The sequence below is a fragment of the Frankia sp. CcI49 genome (assembly GCF_001983215.1).
Lineage (GTDB): Bacteria > Actinomycetota > Actinomycetes > Frankiales > Frankiaceae > Parafrankia > Parafrankia irregularis.
Genome location: NZ_MOWP01000027.1, coordinates 155,352 through 175,513, shown reverse-complemented (window position 1 = coordinate 175,513; position 20,162 = coordinate 155,352). Strand labels below are relative to the sequence as shown.

Below are 20,162 nucleotides of genomic sequence, written 5' to 3'. Positions count from 1 at the left end.
GGCGGGCGCCGACGAAGGCAGCGGGGTGCCGCTGCGCCGCGCCCGGCCCGCAGGCCGAGCCGCCGCCTGTCGATCATGCTGGTCGTGGCCCTGGCGGGCGGTCTCGTCGGCCTGGTGGTAGGGCTGCGGACGGCGTCGGACAACCTGACCGTGGCGGAGGCCGGCCGGTCGGGCAGGGGGTCGTCCGGGCCGGTCAGCCTGTGGAACGGGCGTGGGGCGCTGACGGTCGAGACCAGCCCCGACACCCGCCAGGTGGTGCTCGGGCTGCGGTTCCGCCCAGAGGTGTCCGGGCGGATCTCCGCGCTGCGGGTCTACCGCCCGACCGCGGGCGGCGGCCCGAACACGGGTGCGCTCTGGTCCGGTGACGGGCGGCAGCTCAGCACGCTGACGATTCCCAACAGCGACCAGGCCGGCTGGCGCCGCGGGGCGTTCGAGCGTCCGGTCGCCGTTCAGGCCGGGCAGACCTACGTCGCCGCCTACCAGGTCGACTCCGGCGGCTATGTCGATCAGGTCGACTACTTCGGCGCCGGAAAGGTCCGCAAGGTCGGGCCGCTCATCGCGCTCGCCGGGGTGTACACCTACCGCGCCGCGGCCTTCCCCGACGAGACCTGGCGCGACAGCAACTACTACGTGGACGTCGAGTTCCAGCCGGTTACCTCGGGGGCGGGAGCCCCGGTCACCGTGCCGCCCTCGCCGGGCCCGAACGCGACCGCGCCCGCGTCACCGGCCGGGTCCGCCGGCCCGTCCGCCAGCGCCACGCCGGGGGCGACCACCACCGCGTCGGCGACACCCACCGGTCAGGCGCCCGCGCCGGCGGGCGGTGGTGCGACGGTCCCGCAGGCCACGCCGCAGACCTCCGGTGTCTCCGCGCCGCCCAGCGCCTGGCCTGGCCCGGACAGCACCGGGGTCAAGCCGGGGGTGGCGCTGACCCCGTCCGGATCCATCACGGTCACCAAGGACAACACCGTGATCAGTGGGCTGGACATCACCGGCACCATCACCGTGCGGGCCAAGAACGTGACCATTCGGAATGTCCGGGTGCACGGCTGTGGTGACCGCGGCGCGATCGACGCCGGCTACGTGGAGGACAGGGTCGGCCCGACCCTGGTCGAGGACGTCGAGGTCAGCGGCGACGGGCTGGCCTGTGACCGGACCGGCGTCGGCAACTCGAACATGACCATCCGGCGCGCGGACATCCACGGTTTCCGGGCGGGTATCTATTCGGACGGAAACACGGTCGTCGAGAACAGCTGGGTGCACGACCTGTACTCCAACCACTCGTCCCACATGGACGGGTTCCTCTCGAACGGCGGTTCGAACCTCACGCTCGTCGGCAACAACATCGAGTGCGCGGTTCCGGACGGCAATGACATGTGCTCGGGTTCGGTCGGCCTGTTCGGAGACTTCGCGCCCATTCAGAACGTGCTGATCCGGTACAACCTCTTCAACACCCAGGGGGCCTACTGCGTGTACGGGGGCTCCGGGGCGCAGAAGGCGTTCCCGCTCGCCAGCAACGTCCGCATCCTCGACAACACGTTCGGTCGGCGGTACCACCCGACCTGTGGAACCTACGGAACGATCGCGGGCTTCGAGTCCGTCAACGGGAACCAGGCCTCGGGCAACGTCTGGGTTGACACGGGAGCGACGGTCACTCCCTGAGTACTGCGCCGTCACCGACTGATGCGGTGGCGGCGGGCTGGCTGGTATCGCGAGGTGGGTGGCGCTCGAGCCACCCACCTCGCTGCGTTTCCGGCCAATATCGGCAACAATCGACAACAGATGAACTGCGTTCGAGCGATGGTATGTGGCGGTTTGCTCGCCGACGGTTGGTGCGCTACCGTGTCGGATCGCCGCAGCGGCACCCAAAAGGGGGGGTGTGTCGCGTGGCCTCGGGGGGGTCCGAATGAGTGTCAGCCAGCTGTCGCGGCAGATGTCCGCGCGTGGTGGTCGGCTGTGCGCGTTCCGCCGCCGTGTCGCACCTACATGACTTCCCCTGAACCGTCCACGATCTGAGATCGACGTGCGCGTGCCGGGGGATGACGGCTTCGACGACCCCTCCCACCCGCATCCGACAAGGCTCCAACCCGAATCTGTCGCCTAGGCCGGACCTGACCCGGCGGCCGGGGCAAGGGCGCGGTACCCGTCCCGGAAAAGTGGGAGATCGTCATGCAGTCTCGTCGGCGCGTTGCCAGTTCGTGGCGCCGTGGATCGACCGGTCCGTCGCCGCGCCGTCGGCCGGGTGTGATGGCCCTGGCGGCGGCGGTGCGGCTGGCGCCGCGTCGGGTGGCGGTTCTCGCCCTGCTGGTGGCGGCCTCGCTGGTCGGCTTCACCGTGATGCCGGGCACCCAGACGCTCCCGGCTGCCGAGGCCACCACCACGGGTCCCTGCGACGCCCCCGTGAACCCGATTGTCTGTGAGAACAGCCTGCCCGGCACGGCGCCGTCCGAGTGGAAGCTTTCCGGGGCCGGTGACCCGACAATTCAGGGCTTCGGGACGCAGATCAGCGTCAACAAGGGCGAGACGATTCACTTCAAGGTGAAGACCGACGCCTCCGCGTACCGCATCGACATCTACCGGATGGGTTATTACCAGGGCAACGGTGCGCGCAAGCTCGACACGATCACGCCGAGCGCCGCCCTGCCGCAGGCTCAACCGGCCTGCTACACCGACAACACCACCCATCTGGTGGACTGCGGCAACTGGGCCGAGTCGGCGTCCTGGGCGGTGCCCTCCACCGCTGTCTCCGGCATCTACTTCGCGATCCTCCACCGGGAGGACACCGGCGGCGAGGGCCAGATCACCTGGGTCGTMCGGGACGACTCCAGCCACAGCGACGTCCTGGTGCAGGCCTCGGACACGACCTGGCAGGCGTACAACTGCTACGGCGGGTACAGCCTCTACGAGCTCGGCGACGACTGCCACCAGGCGAAGAAGGTCAGCTACAACCGGCCGTTCGCCACGCCGCAGAACAAGTTCCAGGACTGGGTGCTCAGCGCGGAATACCCGATGATCCGGTTCCTGGAGGCGAACGGGTACGACCTGAGCTACACGAGTGGCATCGACGCCGACAAGTCCGGTGCGCTGCTGCAGAACCACAGGACGTTCATCTCCTCCGGGCACGACGAGTACTGGTCGGGCGCACAGCGGGACAACGTCGAGGCGGCTCGCGACGCGGGAGTGAACCTCGCCTTCTTCTCCGGTAACGAGGTCTACTGGAAGGTCCGCTGGGAACAGAGCATCGACGGTTCGGGCCAGGCGTACCGGACGATGGTCTGCTACAAGGAATCCCGGGACAACGCGAAGATCGACCCGTCCAGCGAGTGGACCGGCACCTGGCGTGACACCCGCTTCTCCGCGACGTCGGACGGCGGGAAGCCCGAGAACGCGCTGACCGGCACGTACTGGGTCGTCCAGAGCGACTACCACGACATCCAGGTGCCGGCGGACGACGGCAAGATGCGGTTCTGGCGCAACACCGGTGTCGACGAGCTCGGCGACGGCCAGGTGGCCACTCTCGCGCCGAGCACCCTCGCCTACGAGTGGGACACCGACATCGACAACGGGTTCCGGCCCGCCGGCCTGTTCCAGGTCGCCCACTCGGACGTGGCGAACGCGACGTCGGTGGTGAAGGACGCCTACGGCAACGTCGTCTCGCCGGGGTCGGCGTCGCACGCGATGACGATGTACCGCGCCGCGAGCGGCGCGCTGGTCTTCGGCGCCGGCACCATCCAGTGGTCCTGGGGCCTGGACCAGGCCAACCCGAACAACACCGCGCCCGACCAGCGGATGCAGCAGGCCACGGTCAATGTGCTCGCCGACATGGACGCCCAGCCCGACACGCTGATCAGCGGGCTGACGGCGGCGACCAAGTCGACGGACCACACCGGGCCGACCGTCACCATCACCTCACCCACCAGCGGTGTCGCGCACGCGAACGGAGCCACGGTGACCGTCTCCGGGACGGCGGCCGACTCCGGTGGCGGTGTCGTCGGCGGTGTCGAGGTGTCCATGGACGGCGGTGCCACGTGGCACCCCGCCAAGGGGCGTGAGTCCTGGTCGTACACCGGCACGGTCGTCGGCGTCGGGGCGGTGGCCATCCAGGTCCGCGCCTCGGACGACAGTGGCAACATCGGCGCGGTCGCCCAGGTCGCGACCACGGTGTCCTGCCCCTGCACGATCTTCCCGACCGACGCCGTCCCGGTGAACCCGGCGACGAGCGACGGCTCGGCCATCACCCTGGGCGTGAAGTTCACGTCGACCATGGACGGCTCGATCACCGGTGCCCGTTTCTACAAGGGCGCCGGCAACACCGGCACCCACACGGCGACCCTGTGGACGGCCGACGGCACCCTGCTGGCGAGCGGCACCTTCGCCGACGAGACCGCGAGCGGCTGGCAGACGGTCCTCTTCCCGCAGGCCGTGGGCGTGTCGAAGGACCTCACCTATGTGATCGCGTATCACGCTCCGTCCGGCCACTACGCGGCCGATGCCGGTGTCTTCACGAACGCGGGCACCACGGGCGTTCCGCTGAAGGCCCTGCCCGGCGGTCCCACCGCGTCGAACGGGGTGTACCGCTACGGAGCGGCGGGGCAGTTCCCGAACCAGTCGGTCGCCGCGGTGTCCGGCCAGATCAACTCCGCCTGGAACTACTGGGTCGACGCGATCTTCTCCGACGCCTCGGCGGCGGATGTCACGCCACCGTCGGTGACGGCGCGCACTCCGGCGTCCGCCGCCACGAACGTGGACCCGGCCACCACCGTGACCGCCACGATCTCGGAGGACATCACCAGCGGGAGCGCCTCGTTCGTGCTCCGGGACGCGGCCAACGTCGTGGTCCCGTCGACGGTCGCCTTCAACGCGCAGGAGCGCAAGCTCACCCTCACCCCGAACGCGACCCTGGCCAGCGGCAGCACCTATACCGCGGTGCTGTCCGGTGCCGCCGATGCCGCGGGCAACGTCATGAACCCGGTGTCGTGGTCGTTCACCACGGCCGGCCCACGCACCTGCCCCTGCACCATCTGGGACGCCTCCGCCACACCGGCGGTGCAGGCGAGCCCTGAGCAGTCCGCGATCGAGCTCGGGGTGAAGTTCCAGGCGACGAGCGACGGCTGGATCTACGGGCTGCGCTTCTTCAAGGGAGCCGGCAACACGGGCACCCACGTCGGGTCGCTGTGGGACGCGGCCGGCAACAAGCTGGCCTCGGTGACCTTCACCGGCGAGTCGGCGACCGGCTGGCAGCAGGCCTCGATCTGGCCGCCGATCGCCGTGACGAGCGGAACGACCTACACGGCCTCCTACTACGCACCGGTCGGGCACTACGCGTACACCACCGGCGCCTTCGCGACGGCCGGTGCCGGCACCGCCCCGATCCGGGCGCTGTCGAACACCGACGCCGGCGGTAACGGTGTCTACAAGTACGGTGCGAGCGGCCTGCCCACGAACACCGCCCAGGCGGCGAACTACTGGGTGGACGTCGTCTTCGACACCACCGCCCCGAGCGACTCGGTGCCGCCCGTGGTGGCCGGTGTGACCCCGGCGCCCGGTGCGACGAACGTCGCAGCGGGCACGCCGATCACCGCGACGTTCAGCGAGGCCGTGCAGCCGAGCACCATCTCGATGGTGGTGAAGGATGCCGCCAACAACACCGTCGCGGGCACCGTCAGCTACGACGCGCCGACCCAGACCGCGAAGTTCACCCCGACCGCGTCGCTCGTCACCAGTGCCAGCTACACGGCGACGGTCTCGGGCGCGAAGGACCTGTTCGACAACCCGCTGGACGGGCCGCAGACGTGGAGCTTCACGATGGCTCCGCCGTCCTGCCCCTGCACCATGTTCGGTTCCACCACTCCGGCCCAGATCGCGGGTGACTCGCAGGCCATCGAGGTCGGCATGAAGTTCCGGGTCGACCAGCCCGGCTACATCAGCGGCGTCCGGTTCTACAAGTCCACCGGCAACACCGGCACCCACCTGGGCAGCCTCTGGTCGGCGACGGGCACCCGGCTGGCTACCGCGGTCTTCACGGGCGAGACCGCGTCCGGCTGGCAGACCGTCACCTTCGCCTCCCCGGTGGCGGTCACGCCGGGCACGACGTACGTCGTCTCGTACCACTCCAACACCGGCTACTACGCGGCCACGGCCAACTACTTCACCAACCCGCCGGTGAGCGCCTCGCCGATGGTGGTGATGGCCAACGGGGCCGACGGCCCCAACGGTGTCTACGCCTACGGCGGCACGGCGTTCCCGACCAACACCTACCTGAGCGCCAACTACTGGGTGGACGCGGTCTTCGTCCTGAGCGGGTCACCGGACACCACCGCGCCGCAGATCACGAACCGCAACCCGGCGCCCGGCGCGACGAGCGACGCGTCGGCTCCGATCACCGTCACCTTCAACGAGCCCGTCAACCCGTCGACGATCGGCCTGACGTTGAAGGACGCGGCGAACAACACGGTGGCCGGGAACGTCAGCTACAACTGGGAGACCTCGACCGCGACGCTGGTGCCCAGCGGGGCGGTGTACTCGGGGCAACTGCACACGGTGACGGTCTCGGCCAAGGACCTGGCCGGCAACACGATGGCGGCGAACTCGTGGCAGTTCACCCCGGTTGTGACCTGCCCCTGCTCGATCTTCCCCGCGACGGCAACCCCGGCGGTCGCGGCCGCCTCTGACACCGCCGCCGTCGAGGTGGGTGTCAAGTTCCGCGCGGACCAGAACGGCTACATCACTGGTTTGCGCTTCTACAAGGGCGCGGCCAACACAGGTACCCACATCGGTCACCTGTGGGATGCAAGCGGTAACCTTCTTGCGACCGCGACCTTCTCGAACGAGTCGGCCTCGGGCTGGCAGCAGGTATCGCTCAGCACCCCGATACAGGTGACGGCGGGCACCACCTACGTCGCGTCGTACAACTCCTCGGCGGGCCGGTACTCCTACACGTCGAACTACCTCGACTCGACGACGACCAGGGCGCCCGTACGCGCGCTCGGTAACGGCGTCGACGGACCCAACGGCGTGTACAAGTACGGCGCTTCGAGCTTCCCGACCGGTAACGGGGGCAAGAGCAACTACTGGGTTGACGTCGTGTTCACCACCAGCCTGTCCTAGTGCCGCTCCTGACCTGACCCGAGCGGAGAGCACTGTGAAGATCCTGGTCTACCCTCACCACCTGGAGATCGGCGGAAGTCAGACCAACGCCATCGACCTGGCCACCCAGCTGCGTGACGCCCATGGCCACGAGGTGGTCTTCTTCGGAACTCCTGGGCCGGCGGCGGCACTGCTGCACGAACGGAAGATCCGCCTGCTGCCGGCCCCCGCGGCCTTCGGGGCCCCATCGGCCCGGATGATCGCGGCGCTGGCCCGGGTGGTCCGGGAGCAGCGGCCCGACGTCGTCCACGCGTGGGACTGGCCGCAGTGCGTCAACGCGCTGCTGGCGCTGGGTTCGATGGGGGCGCTGGGGCCGCTGGGGGTGCCCTTCGCCGGCAGCGACATGAACAACCTCTCGGTGTCCGCGCACCTGCCGAAGTCGGTGCCGATGACGTTCGGGACCGAGGAGACGGTCGACGTGGCCCGCTCCCTGGGGCACCGCCGGCTGCTGCTGCTGGAGCCACCGGTGGACACCGGCCGGGACGACCCGGACGCGGTGGACGGCACCGTCGTCCGCAAGGAGCACGGTGTCGGAGCCGACGAACTGCTCGTTGTCGCCGTTTCCCGGCTGGTCGGCTGGCTGAAGCTGGAAGGGCTGATCCGGGGCATCGAGGCCGTCGGCGAGCTGGCGGCCCGGTACCCGGTGCGCTTCCTCGTCGTTGGCTCGGGCACCGCCGAGGATGACCTGCGGCGCCGTGCGGCCGTCGTGAACGAGGCGGCGGGCCGTGAGGTCGTCACCGTGCCGGGCCCGATGCTCGATCCGCGTGGTGCCTACGCCGCCGCCGACATCGTGCTCGGCATGGGCGGCTCCGCGCTGCGAGGCCTGGCCTTCGGCAAGCCGGTCCTGCTCACGGGGGAGCGCGGATTCTCCACCGTGGTCAGCGAGGACACCGTGACTCCGCTGTTCTGGCGGGGCTACTACGGCGTCGGCGACGGCACCCCGTCCGACCTCGCCGGGCAGCTGGAGACCCTGCTGGTCGACGCCGAGCTGCGCGCGCGCCTCGGCGGCTGGGCCCGCGATCTCGTCCTGCGTCGCTACTCGCTGGAGGTCGGCGGGCGCAATCTGGACGGATTCCTGCGCGAGGCGGTGAGCCGGCCCCCGGCCCGGCTGGACATCCTGCGGGATCTGGCCGCGATCGCGCCGCGGGCCACCGCCAGCCGGGTGATACCGCCCTCGGTACGCAGCCGGCTCCGTGGCGGCCCCGCGCCGTCGAACTGGGCGGACGTGGCGGTGGCCCGGGGCACCCAGGACCGCTCCACCCCGGCTGGCTCCACCCCGGCTGGCGGCGCCTCGGCCGGCGGCCCGCGCTAAGCGGAGCACCGGCCGGTCCGCGGACGGCTCACCAGGACTTGTGGGAGTCGCCCGCGGCGGAGCCGCCGGAGGCCTGCCGGATCATCCCGCGCATCGGGGCGACGATGGCCAGGTAGGCCAAGGCCCCCGCGGTCCCGCCGATCAGGACCTGCAGCGCCGGTACCGTCGTCACCAGCGGGCCGAGCTGGGCGACGACCGCGAAGGCGATGCCCCCGAGCACCGGTCTGACCAGGAGCCCGGCGACCTTCGACAGGCGGAAGCCGAGCCCGCGCAGCGCCAGGGCGAAAACCGGCACCACGATCACCACGGCGACCCCGAGGTGCCCGATGGCGACCCCGCGCACGCCGTCCAGATGGGCACCGACCGACAGCGCGGGTACCAGGGCGACCAGCCAGATCACCTGGAGCCGCACCATCGTCCGGGCCTTGCCGACGGCGACCAGCAGGTCGTCGGTGATCTCGACGGCGACCCGGATGATGGACAGCAGTGCCAGCAGGCGCAGTGCTTCCGCGGCCGGCAGCCACTTCTCGCCGTAGACGGCCTCGATGGCCGCCTTTCCCAGCACGACGAGGAGGACGCACACCGGAACGGTGGCGGCGACCAGCAGCGCCAGCGACCTGGCATAGACGTACCGCAGCCGCGAGGGCTCGGCGACGAGCTGGGAGAACCCGACCAGGCTGACCCGCCGGACGGCGAACGAGAACATGTTGACCGGCCAGCTCGAGAGGTTGAAGGCCTGCGAGTAGAAGCCGAGCGCCACCGGGCCCAGGATCCGGGCGGTGATCGTGAAGTCGACGTTCAGCATGCAGACGGTCAGGATGGCCGAGCCGCTCAGCGGTACGCCGTCGGCCGCCAGCCGCCTGGCCATGTCACGGCGGAAGCCCGGGAGCGGCCGGCGTGGCGCGAGCGCGAAGATCATGGCGGCGCCGAGCAGGTTGCCGCTCAGCCGCCCGATCACCAGCGCCCAGACGCCCATCCCGCTCGCGACGAGCCCGATGGACAGCCCGGCCCAGGCGAGCAGGTTCGCGGTGTCGGCGATGGTGCGCCGCCCCTGGGAGTACGAGCGGGTCAGCAGGGCGGTCGGCACCGCCGCGGTGGCGTCGATGAGGATCGTCAGCGCGAGGGCGCGCAGCACCCAGGACGCGTCGGGAATGTTCGCCAGCTTGGCGACCAGGGGCGCGCTCACGAAGAAGACCGTGTAGAGGCCGGTACTGAAAGCCATGATCAGGGTGACGCCGGTGCGCTCGACCTCGCGGATGTCACCTTCCCAGCGGATCAGGGCGGTGGTCATCCCGGCGTCGTTGAGGCTCATCAGCAGCTGCATCGAGGTCAGCGCGATCGTGAAGATGCCGAACTGCTCGGGTACCAGCATCCGGGCCAGCGCGATCCCGATGATCAGCACGCCGGCCCGGGAGATGACGTTGTTGAGGAAGCTCCAGCCCAGGCCCTTGCGGACCTTGCTGCTCAGCTCGTCGTCCGGGGTCTCGGCGGCCCGGCGCCGGTTGACGACGGGGCCGAGATCCGCCGGCCGCAGGGCGAGTGCGCCCGTGCTCGACCGCTGGTGGGAAGCGAAATTATTGATCATCATCGTTGGTTCGGCGTCCTGCCGGACCAACGCGTCCCTCCCGCGCCCATGCGCCGCGGGTTCCCCGGGACCCACCGGCAGCAGTGCGTCCGGGCCGGTGCTCGGCCCGGACGTCGCTGGCTGGCGGATCACCAGGACGGTGCGTTCGATGTCCTCTTCCGGTGGCTCCCGGTCGGCAGGCAGCGCCGGTCGGGTCACCAGGACGGTGCGTTCGATGTCCTCCTGCGGTGGCTCCCGGTTGGGAGGGAGTCCCGGTCGGGTCACCAGGACGGTGCGTTCGATGTCCTCCTCCGCCGGATCCCGGCCCGCCGCGGTGTCGAGCTGGGCCGGATCCCAGGCGAGGGTGACTGTTCTTTCCTGATCTTCCGCGGAAGGCCGACGGCCGCGGGGTGACGGCGGACCCGACGTGCTGTTCTCGTCGGACGGATCAGGCATGATCCGTGACGACGCCGCCGCTGGCGGAGTCCATGCGGTGGCGGGTGCCGCAGGAGCAGGCCAGGTCGTCGCCCAGGCGCTCGCCGCAGGCACACATCCAGCCGATGTGCCGGGCCGGGTTGCCGACGACCATGGCACCCGGAGGGACGTCCCGGATCACCACGGTGCCGGCGCCGACGAAGGCGTTCTCGCCGATGGTGACGCCGCAGACGATGGTGGCGTTCGCCCCGATCGTGGCCCCGGATCGGATGACGGTGGGGAGCAGGTCGTCGCTGGTCTTCTTGACGGTGGCACGCGGGTTGTAGTCGTTGGTGAAGACCGCGTTCGGGCCGAGGAAGACGWCGTTCTCGACGGTCAGGCCGTTGAACAGCGCCACGTTGTTCTTGACCGTCACCCGGTCCCCGAGGCGCACCTCGGACTCGACGAACGCGTGGTCGCAGATGTTGCAGTCGGCGCCGATCACCGCCCCCGGCAGGACGTGCGCGAACGCCCACACCCGGGTGCCGGGTCCGACCTGGTCGCTCTCGCACAGCGCCGCCGGGTGGACGAACGGTGCCCGCACCCCGCCGGCGGTGGTTGCCGCGCCGTCAACCGCGCTGTCAACCACACCGTCAACCGCGCCGTGAACCGCCACGTCAGCTGTCATTGTCGACCAACGCCTTCATCAGGGTTTCCACGACGCGCTGCTGCTGGGCGTCAGTGATCTCAGGATAGATCGGCAGGGAGAGGATCTGCCCCGCAAGCAGATCCGTGACCGGGCACGGCCGGGGAGCATGGTCGGCGAAGGGCACGGTGCGGTGGATCGGCTGCGGGTAGTGGACGCCGGCGCCGATCCCGGCGGCCTGCAGCCGGCCCAGTACGCGGTCGCGTTCCGGCACCCGGATGACGTACAGGTGCCAGACGTGCACGTTTCCCGGCGCGACCTGCGGCCGGCCGAGGTCGATGCCGAGGGACTTCTCCGCGTCCGAGAGCAGCAGGTCGTAGCGGGCCGCCGCGGTGCGGCGTGCCTCGTTCGCCGCCGCGAGCCGGCGGAGCTTGGCCCGCAGGACCACGGCCTGCAGGGTGTCCAGGCGCGAGTTGAAGCCCAGGTGGGTGTGCTCGTACTTGGTCAGGCTGCCGTGGCAGGAGATCGCCCGCATGGTCGTGGCGAGGTCGGCGTCGTCGGTGAGAGCCGCGCCGGCGTCACCGTAGGCACCGAGGTTCTTGCCCGGGTAGAAGCTGGTCGCGGCCGGCCCGGCGGAGCCGATGCCGGCGCCGTCGCGGGTCGCGCCCTGGGCCTGGGCCGCGTCCTCGACGATCGCGATCTCCCGCCCGCCGATGACCTCCTGGACCTGCTCCAGCGCGGCCAGCTGCCCGAACAGGTGGACGGGGATCACGGCGCGGGTGCGGGCGGTGATGGCCTCGGCGACCCGGGCCGGGTCCACCAGCTGGTAGGTCTCGTCGGCGTCGACCAGAACCGGCCGGGCACCGGCGCGCGAGACCGCCTCAGCGGTGGCGATGAAGGAGTTCGCGGGCAGGATCACCTCGTCGTCGGGCCGCGTGCCGACGCCGAGGGCGCGCAGCGCGAGCTCGATCGCGTCGGTGCCGTTGCCGACCCCTACACAGTGCTGGCGACCGCTGAAGGCGGCGAACTCCCGCTCGAACTCGGTGACCGGGGCGCCGCCGATGAAGGAGGTGGTGGCGAGCACCTGGGCGAAGCCCGCCGCGACCTCGTCCGCGACCGCGTGGTGCGCGGCCGCGAGGTCCACGAAGGGAATTCTGTCGACCGTGGTCATCTGGCTGCCGTCCTTCCAACCGTCCGGGTCGTCCGGGCGGTCATGGCCGCCCTGACGGTTGCCGCAGTCGCTTCAGTCATCGCCCTGGCCGTTGCTCGGGCTGGCGGCGGAGCCGTGTGCCGCCGCGCGCAGGGACGCCACCACCCTCGCCACGTCGTCCTGGGTCATCTCGTGGAAGAGCGGCAGGATGACCGTCCGGTCGGTGAGCCGATCCGTCACGGGAAGGTCGACCTCACCCTGCTGGGCGTAGGCCGGCTCCCGGTGCGCGGCCATGATGCCCCGCCGGGCCGAGATTCCGTCCCGCAGCAGATGCTCGAGCAGCCCGTTGCGGGTGCCGGGGAAGCCGTCGGCCAGCTCGACCCAGAAGGACTGGTAGTTGGCCGTCCCGTAGGCCGGGTCCGCGCACACCCGAAGGCCGGGCACGTCGGCGAGGGCCTGCTGGTAGTCGGCGGCCAGCTCGCGGCGCCGTGCGATCAGCTCGTCCAGGCGGCGCAGCTGCACGAGCCCGATCGCGGCCTGGACGTCGGTCATCCGGTAGTTGTAGCCGGTCTCGGCGTAGTCCTCGATCACGATGCGGCTGCTGCTGTGCCGGTCCGCGGCGCTCACGGTCATGCCGTGCTCGCGCAGCCGCCGTGCCCGTGCCGCCCATTCCGGACGGTCGGTGACCAGCGCGCCGCCCTCCCCGGTCGTGAGCAGCTTGCGGGGGTGGAAGGAGTAGGCGGCGAGCGCGGCGTCGCCGCCGACGGGCCGGCCCCGGTATGTCGAGCCGATCGCACACGCCGAGTCCTGCACGAGCTCGAGACCACGGCGCAGGCACAGGTCGCGGATCGGTTCGACGTCCAGGGGCATGCCGCCCTGGTCGACGGCGATCACCGCGCGGGTCGCGGGGGTCAGCGCCGCCTCGACCGTCGCCGCCGTGACGTTCTGCGTGACGGGATCCACGTCGGCGAAGACCGGACGGGCTCCCACGTAGCGGACCGCGTTGGCCGTGGCGATGAACGACAGCGACGGCACGACGACGTCGTCGCCGGGCCCGACACCCGTGAGCACCATCGCCAGGTGAAGGGCGGTGGTGCAGCTGGAGACGACGACGGCCTCGGCGGCGCCGAGACGCGCCGCCAGCGCCCGCTCGAACTCGGCGACGCGCGGGCCCTGGGCCACCCAGCCCGACCGGACCGCGGCCGCGGCGGCCTCGGCCTCCTCCTCACCCAGCCACGGCCGCATGACCGGGAGCATGGCGGGCGCCGCGGGCGCGGCGGCGGTCGCTGCCGCCGAATCCGGGCTCATCGGGCGGAGCCCGCGGCGGCGGTGCTGTCTGCCGACGCTGCGGTGGCGCTGGTGGTGGTGCCGAGCCCGCGCCACCAGCTCACCAGCTCACGCAGGCCGTCCTGCAGACCGATGGAGGCGACGAAGCCGAGGTCGTCCCGGGCCCGGGAGATGTCGGCGAGGCGACGGGGCACCGGGTTGGTCTTGCGCTCCGGCCCGAACTCGGGCTCGAGATCGCTCCTGCCCATCGCCTCGCAGAGCGCGCGCGCGAGCTCCAGCAGGCTCGTCTCCTGCCCGCTCGCGATGTTGTACACCTGGTCCGACACGTCGGAGCGGGCGGCGGCGACGTTGGCCCGGGCGATGTCGACCGCGTGGACGAAGTCCATCGTCTGGCTGCCGTCGCCGAAGATCAGTGGCCGTTCACCGCGCTCGATGCGCTCCATCCAGCGGATCAGGACCTCGGTGTAGGCGCCGTGGGCGTCCATGCGCTGCCCGTAGACGTTGAAATAGCGCAGGACCACGTAGTCGAGGCCGAACATGTCGTTGAAGCTGCGCAGCAGGGACTCGTTGAACAGCTTCGCCGCCCCGTAGATGGTGCGGTTGTCGTACGGGTGGTGGTTCTCCGCGGTGGGGAACTGCTCGGCCAGCCCGTAGATGGACGCCGAGGAAGCAGCCACCACCCGGCTCACACCCGCCTCGACCGCGGCCTCCAGGACGTTGAAGGTTCCGGTGGCGAGGACGTCGTAGGCCAGCCGCGGTTCCTGGGCGCACTGGGTGATGCGAATCGCGGCCTGGTGAAAGAGGAGGTCAACCCCCGACATGGCCTTGGCGACGGTGTCGGCGTCGCGCACATCACCTTCGATGACGGTGACCAGGCCCGATTCCAGCGCGGCGGCGATGTTCTCGTGCCGGCCGCGGGTGAAGTTGTCGAGGAGGACAATCTCGGCGGGCTCGTGCGGAATCAGCTGGTCGGTGATGTGTGACCCGATGAGACCGGCGCCGCCGGTGATGAGAACACGACGACCGGCGATCTCGGTCATGCGGGGAGACCTTTCCCTTCGGTTGGCAGCGGGACCGTCTGGCCGCCCTTTGCGGCACTTTCGGCGGCGGCTTCGAGCATTCTCAGGACCCGGAGCCCCGAGGAGCCGTCGGTTCGCGCCGGGCGCCCCTCGCGGATCGCGTCGGCGAACTCGGTGACCACACCGCGCAGCGCCTCCGTCTCGGCGAGGGCGGGGGCCACCATGTCGCCGACCCGGTAGGAGACGAGCCGGCGGGCCCGGTCATCCAGCGGGCGTTCGCTGATCTCGACGCCCTTGTCGTAGATGCTGAGCCGCTGGGACGGCTCCAGGTCATCCCACACGATCATCTTGCGGGAGCCGCCGACCACGGTTTTCCGGATCTTAGTGGGGCTCAGCCAGTTGACGTGGATGTGCGCGATCCCGCCCCCTCGCAGAGGCATCGTGAGATACCCGACGCAGCTGCGGCCGGCGTTCACGGGATCCGCGCCGAGGGCCGTCACGGACAGCGGCGCGAATTCCGCCGGCAGTACGAAGTCGAGGATGGACAGGTCGTGCGGGGCGAGATCCCAGAACACGTCGACGTCCGGCTGAATGAGCCCGAGATTGATGCGCACCGAGTCGATGTACTGGATGTCGCCGATCTCGCCGCTGTGGGTGAGCTCTCTAATCCTCATGACCGACGGCGTGTAGCAGTACGTGTGGTCGCACATCAGCACGACCCCGGCGGCCTGTGCGGCCGCGACGAGTTTCGCGCCGTCCGCGGCGGTCGCCGCCAATGGCTTTTCGACCAGGACATGGCGCCCGGCGTCAATGGCGGCGAGAGTCAGCTCCGTGTGGCTGGCCGCCGGCGTCGCGATGGCGACCGCGGCGACCTCCGGATCGGACAGCACCTCGCCGAGATCCGCGGTCACCCGCACGTCGCCGAGGTGCCCGGCCACCGCCCGGGCCCGATCGGTGTCGAAGTCACAGACCCAGCGCAGACGCCATGATCCCGAGCTCGCGAAGTTGCGAACCAGATTCGGGCCCCAGTAGCCGGCGCCGATCACGGCAACCCCTAACGGTTGCACAGAAAATCTCCTTCACGTGGATTCAGGTGTCACTGAGCCTTTTCCGTCTCACGGGTGCACCGCCAGCCACGGCGCAGGTCCGAAGCCGGCGGCGAAAAGGCTCACCGCTCATGTGGGCACCACAGCATTCACGGACGGGAGTGGAAAACATGCGGTTTCGCATGGAAACTATCTAAAAAAGGGTGACCAATGGTCTGTTGTGGGCCACGGTCTCCCGTCAGGTCTCGCCGCGCCGCGCAAAATCATTTCCATGCGCGACCGGCCGGCGGCGCAGAAGRGCACCGCGCCTCGTTGCACATCCCCCCATGTGGCATCCCCCCATCCCGGGGTACTGTAGCATTCGTCCACGAAGATCGTGATGGGGACGGAATCCTGACCCGGTCAATCCGATTCTCCCCATGGTGGCGCGGCGGCCCGGCTTGGCGCGGGTGTCCGGCGGCGTGGCAATGGGTGGCCCGGGCGCTCGTCGGAGCGAGCTGTGTACCGGGCAGGGGGGCAGCATTGTGTACACGGTTTCGCCGTCGCCGGTAGGCAAGGACGCCGACGATGCCGCCGCCGATGCCGACGAGGAGCCCGGCGGCGCCCCTGCGGTCCGCAACCCGGCTACGGATGGCGAACCCCCCGCCGCGCGGCGTGGCCGGCTGCGCGGAGTCGGCCCGACGGTCGTGCTCCTGGGGCTGACCAGCCTTCTCACCGACCTGTCCACGGAGATGGTCACCGCCGTTCTTCCGCTCTACCTTGTCGAGCGACTGGGCTTCACTCCGTTTCAGTACGGCCTCGCCAACGGTCTTTACCAGGGAGCCAGTGCGGTCAGCCGGCTGGTCAGCGGTTTCGTCTCCGACCGGTTCCACCGGCACCGCGACGTCGCCGCGACCGGCTACGCGATGTCGGCCGCCGCGAAGGTCGTCCTGGCGGCGGGCGGGGTGAGCCCGGGGACGCTGTCCGGCGCGTTGGCCGCGGACCAGATCGGCAAGGGCCTGCGCACCGCTCCCCGCGACGCGATGCTGTCGCTGTCGGCCCCCGCCTCCAGACTGGGGTTCGCCTTCGGCCTGCACCGCGCGATGGACACCGTCGGTGCGATGCTCGGGCCGTTCGTCGCGTTCGCGTTGCTCGCGGTGTCTCCGGGTTCCTATGACCTGGTGTTCGTGCTGAGCGCGTGCATCGGGCTGGTCGGCGTCGCCGTGATCGTGCTGCTCGTCCGCCCGCCGTCCGCCCACCCGGCCCGGCCGGGCAGCGCCGGACCGGGCAGCGCCGGGCCGGGTGCCGGCCGGCCGCCGTCGGCCGGTGCGACGTTCGGGCTGCTGCGGGCCCCGGGCTACCGGCGGCTGGCCTGCGTCGGAGTCGGGCTGGCGCTGTGCACGATCGGCGACGGGTTCGTCTACCTTCGGCTGGAGCAGCGGCTCGATTTCGCCATGGCCTACTTCCCGCTGCTGGCCGCCGGGGTCTACTGCGTCTACCTGGTCCTGGCGCTTCCCCTGGGACTGCTGGCCGACGCCGTGGGCCGCGGAAGGGTCTTCGTCGGTGGCTACCTCGCGCTCAGCGGTGTCTATCTTGTGCTCTGTTTCGCCCAGCCGGGGATGCTCGGGCTGATCGCGGTGCTGGTCATGATGGGCGCCTACTACGCGGCGACCGACGGTGTCCTCGCCGCGGCGGCGAGTGCGCTGGTCCCCGCAGAGCTTCGCACCGGCGGGCTCGCGCTCGTCCAGACCGGGGTCGCGCTCGCCCAGCTCGCGGGCTCCGTCGCCTTCGGTGCGTTGTGGACGTGGCGTGGGCCGGACGTGGCCTTTCGCTGGGCGGTGCTGGCGGGCCTGATCGCGATCGTGCTGGYCGTCGTGGCGTTGCGTGGTGCGGGTGGGGGCCGGCGCACGGCCGGGCCTGCGAGAGTAAGAACCGGGTGAAGGAGCGAGGTCACCGTGGGTGAGAAAGCCGTGGGTGAGAAGGAGGCCGCAGGGGTGGTCGGCGCCGACCCGTCGGACGCACCGGGCCCGTCGGACCAGCTGGACGCATCGGACGTGTCTGATGCGTCCGACGGGTCTGACGCGCCGGACGCACCGTCGTCGCGGTCGCGTGGGGCCGTCGCGGCGTTCCTGATCATCCTGATCGGCTGCCTGCTGGTGGGCACCGGCTACATCGTCCATGTGCTGCGCCGGGACGCCGATCTCAAGGCGGACCGAGYGGAGGCGGTGCGCAACCCGGCCGCGGAGCTTGATCCGTCCACCCTGCGCGGTGATCCCCGCGTGATCTTCCGGTCCACCGCGCGCGACAGTACCTACGGCCTGGTGTCGATGGTTCCGCTGGACGATCCCGGCGGGGTGCCGGCCGTGACCCGGCTGTCCTGCGAYCGCGTCGACGTCCGCGATGAGATCGGCCTGTGCCTGAGCTCGGACCGGGGCTTCGTCACGACCTACCAGGCGTTCCTGTTCGACGCCGACTTCCACGTGCTCCACTCCTTCCGGCTGACCGGCGTGCCCAGCCGGGCCCGGCTGTCGGCGGACGCGCGACTGGCCGCGGTCACCGTGTTCGAGACCGGCCACTCGTACGCGGGCCCCGCCTTCTCCACCGCCACAACGCTGTACGACGTGGTGAACCGCAAGGAACTGGGCAACCTCGAGCAGTTCGCGATCTACCGGGATGACAGGCGCATCAACCCGGTGGACCAGAACTTCTGGGGAGTGACCTTCGCCGCGGACGACGACACGTTCTACGCCACGCTGTCCACGGAGGGGACGACCTACCTGGTGCGGGGGTCGTTGCGGGCCCGCGAGGTGCACACCCTGACCACCAACGTGGAGTGCCCCTCCCTGTCGCCCGATGGCACCCGGGTGGCCTTCAAGGAACGGGTCGCCGGTGACGGGCCGGTCCGCTGGGTCGCGACCGTGCTGGATCTGCGGACGATGCTCCGGACGCACCTGAGCGACACCCGGTCGGTGGACGACCAGATCGCCTGGTACGACAACGAGACCATCGCCTATGGCCTTCCGCGGGACGGTGCCGACGCCGCGATCACCGACACCTGGGTCGAGCCGGCCGACGGCTCCGGCAAGCCCCGCATCCTGGTGGCCAAGGCGTGGTCCCCGGCCTTCCGCGGCTGACGGCGCGGCCGAGCGCTGACGGCGCGGGCGGCGGCGTGGCTTGGGCCGACGGTGGCGCGGGCAGCGGCGCCGCTGGCGTCGTCCCGGATCGTGGGGGTTCGGCAGCGGCGCGTGGCAACAGTCGGCGGACGTGAAAGAGAGCACTCCGCGCCCTGGCTCGGGCGCCCCGGGTGGCGTCTAACGTCACGGTGGTGATCGTGGACGCACAGCAGCAGCGAAGATCGCGGCGGCGGCTGGCGATTCGCTACGGGGTTCTCGGTGTCGCGCTCCTGTTCGTCCTGACGACGGTGCGGATGATCGTGTTCCCGAAGATCGACGACCCCCGCCCGGTGGACGCGATCTTCATGCTCGGGGGCCCCGGGAAGCGCCTGGACAAGACGATCGAACTCGCGCGTTCGGGAATCGCTCCGGTTGTCGTCATCTCCCTGCCGGGTACCAATCGGTGCCCGGACACGGCTCGGATCGGGCGCGAGCTGGAGATCATCTGCTTCTGGCCCGACCCCAGGACGACCCAGGGTGAGGCCCAGGAAGCCGGCCGGCTGGCGCGGGAGCGCGGCTGGAACTCGATCCTGTTCGTCACCGACCGTTCCCAGGACAGCCGGGCCCGGCTGCGCATCGGCCGCTGCTACGACGGCGAGGTGCTCGTGGACGTCGTCGAGACCCCGCTGCGTGACTGGCCGTACCTGTTCGCCTACCAGGTGGCGGCGACTGTCAAGGCCGTCGTCTGGCAGCGCGACTGCTGAGGGCATCCGGCAGCGCGGGCGGGCCGGCGCGCCCGGCGTCAGCAGTCGCGCTGCAGAACCAGCGCCTTGACCATCGCGGCCCACTCGTAGGCGATCATGTACGGCCACATGAGGCGGGGCGGCGGCACCGGGCTCATGAGGATCTGCCCGGAATAGCAGCGCTCGAGCCGCAGCCGTGCCCGGGTCACCTGGGTCGTCGAGGTGACCACGATGATCGACCGCCAGCCGTACCGGGCGGCCGCGTCGGCCGTCCAGCGGGATTCGCCCTGGGTGGTGAGCGGATCCGGCGCGAAGCAGATGACCTCGACGTTCGGGATCGGCGGCGGGCAGGGGTCCTCCGCGGTGGGCACCGAGACGGCGAGGGTGGGCGCGTACCCGGCCCGGGCCAGGCTGACCGCGTGCTCGAACCGGCCAGGGCTGCCGGCGAACATGACGATGGCATCGACCGAGGCTGGATCGTCGCGACGGGGGAGGACGAACAGCCGGACCGTCGAGCCGAGGAACAGCAGACTGACGACCCCGAGCGTGACGATCGTGGCGGCGCGACGCCGCCCGCGAGCCCRGCCCGGAGCGGAGCGGCCCGGGGCGGACTGGTCCGAGGCGGACCGGCCGGGAGCAACCGAGCCCTCGGCGGCCTGGCCCTGGGGCGGAACCTGCGGGCCGGGCGGAACCTGCGGGCCGGGCGGTGCCGACGGGGAGGGCGGTACCGACATCCGGGCCCCTCT

At 70.7% G+C, this 20,162-nt stretch carries 13 protein-coding genes; 6 read left to right on the top strand and 7 right to left on the bottom strand.

Annotation, left to right across the window (positions count from 1 at the left end):
• Positions 1–75: 75 nt before the first annotated feature.
• The 3 genes from CcI49_RS24360 (at position 76) to CcI49_RS24350 (ending at position 8,455) form a co-directional block, all read left to right on the top strand.
• On the top strand, positions 76–1,659 hold the full coding sequence (locus CcI49_RS24360; protein WP_158230805.1) for a DUF4082 domain-containing protein: 1,584 nt from the start codon (positions 76–78) through the stop codon (positions 1,657–1,659).
• 507 nt (positions 1,660–2,166) lie between these two features.
• Positions 2,167–7,104, top strand: coding sequence for a DUF4082 domain-containing protein (locus CcI49_RS24355; protein WP_083473048.1), 4,938 nt, complete (start codon positions 2,167–2,169; stop codon positions 7,102–7,104).
• Positions 7,105–7,138: 34 nt separating this feature from the next.
• Positions 7,139–8,455, top strand: a complete 1,317-nt coding sequence (locus CcI49_RS24350; RefSeq protein WP_054565286.1) for a glycosyltransferase family 4 protein — start codon at positions 7,139–7,141, stop codon at positions 8,453–8,455.
• Between the two features lie 28 nt (positions 8,456–8,483).
• On the opposite strand, the gene CcI49_RS24345 is transcribed toward CcI49_RS24350, so the two are convergent.
• The 6 genes from CcI49_RS24345 to CcI49_RS24320 form a co-directional block, all read right to left on the bottom strand.
• Positions 8,484–10,475, bottom strand: coding sequence for a lipopolysaccharide biosynthesis protein (locus CcI49_RS24345; RefSeq protein ID WP_054565285.1), 1,992 nt, complete (start codon positions 10,473–10,475; stop codon positions 8,484–8,486).
• Positions 10,468–11,121, bottom strand: a complete 654-nt coding sequence (locus CcI49_RS44215) for an acyltransferase (RefSeq protein ID WP_083749681.1) — start codon at positions 11,119–11,121, stop codon at positions 10,468–10,470. Before CcI49_RS44215 ends, CcI49_RS24345 begins: the two co-directional genes overlap by 8 nt.
• A complete protein-coding gene (locus CcI49_RS24335; RefSeq protein ID WP_076829575.1) occupies positions 11,111–12,250 on the bottom strand; it encodes a DegT/DnrJ/EryC1/StrS family aminotransferase in 1,140 nt (379 codons plus the stop codon). Before CcI49_RS24335 ends, CcI49_RS44215 begins: the two co-directional genes overlap by 11 nt.
• Positions 12,251–12,322: 72 nt before the next feature.
• On the bottom strand, positions 12,323–13,537 hold the full coding sequence (locus CcI49_RS24330; protein ID WP_076829820.1) for a DegT/DnrJ/EryC1/StrS family aminotransferase: 1,215 nt from the start codon (positions 13,535–13,537) through the stop codon (positions 12,323–12,325).
• Positions 13,534–14,547 carry an NAD-dependent epimerase/dehydratase family protein gene (locus CcI49_RS24325; RefSeq protein ID WP_347280140.1) on the bottom strand — a complete coding sequence of 338 codons (1,014 nt, stop codon included), beginning with the start codon at positions 14,545–14,547 and terminating at the stop codon, positions 13,534–13,536. The genes CcI49_RS24330 and CcI49_RS24325 overlap by 4 nt, the downstream gene beginning before the upstream one ends.
• Positions 14,548–14,552: 5 nt before the next feature.
• Entirely contained in the window at positions 14,553–15,602 is a 1,050-nt protein-coding gene (locus CcI49_RS24320) for a Gfo/Idh/MocA family oxidoreductase (RefSeq protein ID WP_054565281.1), read from the bottom strand.
• A 503-nt stretch (positions 15,603–16,105) separates the two neighbouring features.
• Here CcI49_RS24320 and CcI49_RS24315 point away from each other — a divergent pair.
• The 3 genes from CcI49_RS24315 (at position 16,106) to CcI49_RS24305 (ending at position 19,437) form a co-directional block, all read left to right on the top strand.
• Positions 16,106–17,500 (top strand): MFS transporter, encoded by a 1,395-nt coding sequence (locus CcI49_RS24315; protein ID WP_198955618.1) that lies wholly within the window; start codon positions 16,106–16,108, stop codon positions 17,498–17,500.
• A 15-nt stretch (positions 17,501–17,515) separates the two neighbouring features.
• On the top strand, positions 17,516–18,694 hold the full coding sequence (locus tag CcI49_RS24310) for a hypothetical protein (RefSeq protein ID WP_131831175.1): 1,179 nt from the start codon (positions 17,516–17,518) through the stop codon (positions 18,692–18,694).
• Between the two features lie 170 nt (positions 18,695–18,864).
• The gene (locus CcI49_RS24305; RefSeq protein ID WP_241840213.1) at positions 18,865–19,437 is read left to right on the top strand and encodes a YdcF family protein; all 573 of its coding nucleotides are present in this window, start codon (positions 18,865–18,867) and stop codon (positions 19,435–19,437) included.
• A gap of 38 nt (positions 19,438–19,475) precedes the next feature.
• Here CcI49_RS24305 and CcI49_RS24300 read toward each other — a convergent pair whose 3' ends face one another.
• Positions 19,476–20,150: a YdcF family protein gene (locus CcI49_RS24300; protein WP_076829569.1), complete on the bottom strand. Its 675-nt coding sequence runs from the start codon at positions 20,148–20,150 to the stop codon at positions 19,476–19,478.
• Between the last annotated feature and the right edge of the window lie 12 nt (positions 20,151–20,162).

What these genes read in the sequence shown, in the direction of transcription:
- CcI49_RS24330 (WP_076829820.1), bottom strand. Translation starts at nt 13,537, where the DNA reads ATGAGCCCGGATTCGGCGGCAGCGACCGCCGCCGCGCCCGCGGCGCCC.
- CcI49_RS24345 (WP_054565285.1), bottom strand. Translation starts at nt 10,475, where the DNA reads ATGCCTGATCCGTCCGACGAGAACAGCACGTCGGGTCCGCCGTCACCC.
- CcI49_RS24360 (WP_158230805.1), top strand. Translation starts at nt 76, where the DNA reads ATGCTGGTCGTGGCCCTGGCGGGCGGTCTCGTCGGCCTGGTGGTAGGG.
- CcI49_RS24335 (WP_076829575.1), bottom strand. Translation starts at nt 12,250, where the DNA reads ATGACCACGGTCGACAGAATTCCCTTCGTGGACCTCGCGGCCGCGCAC.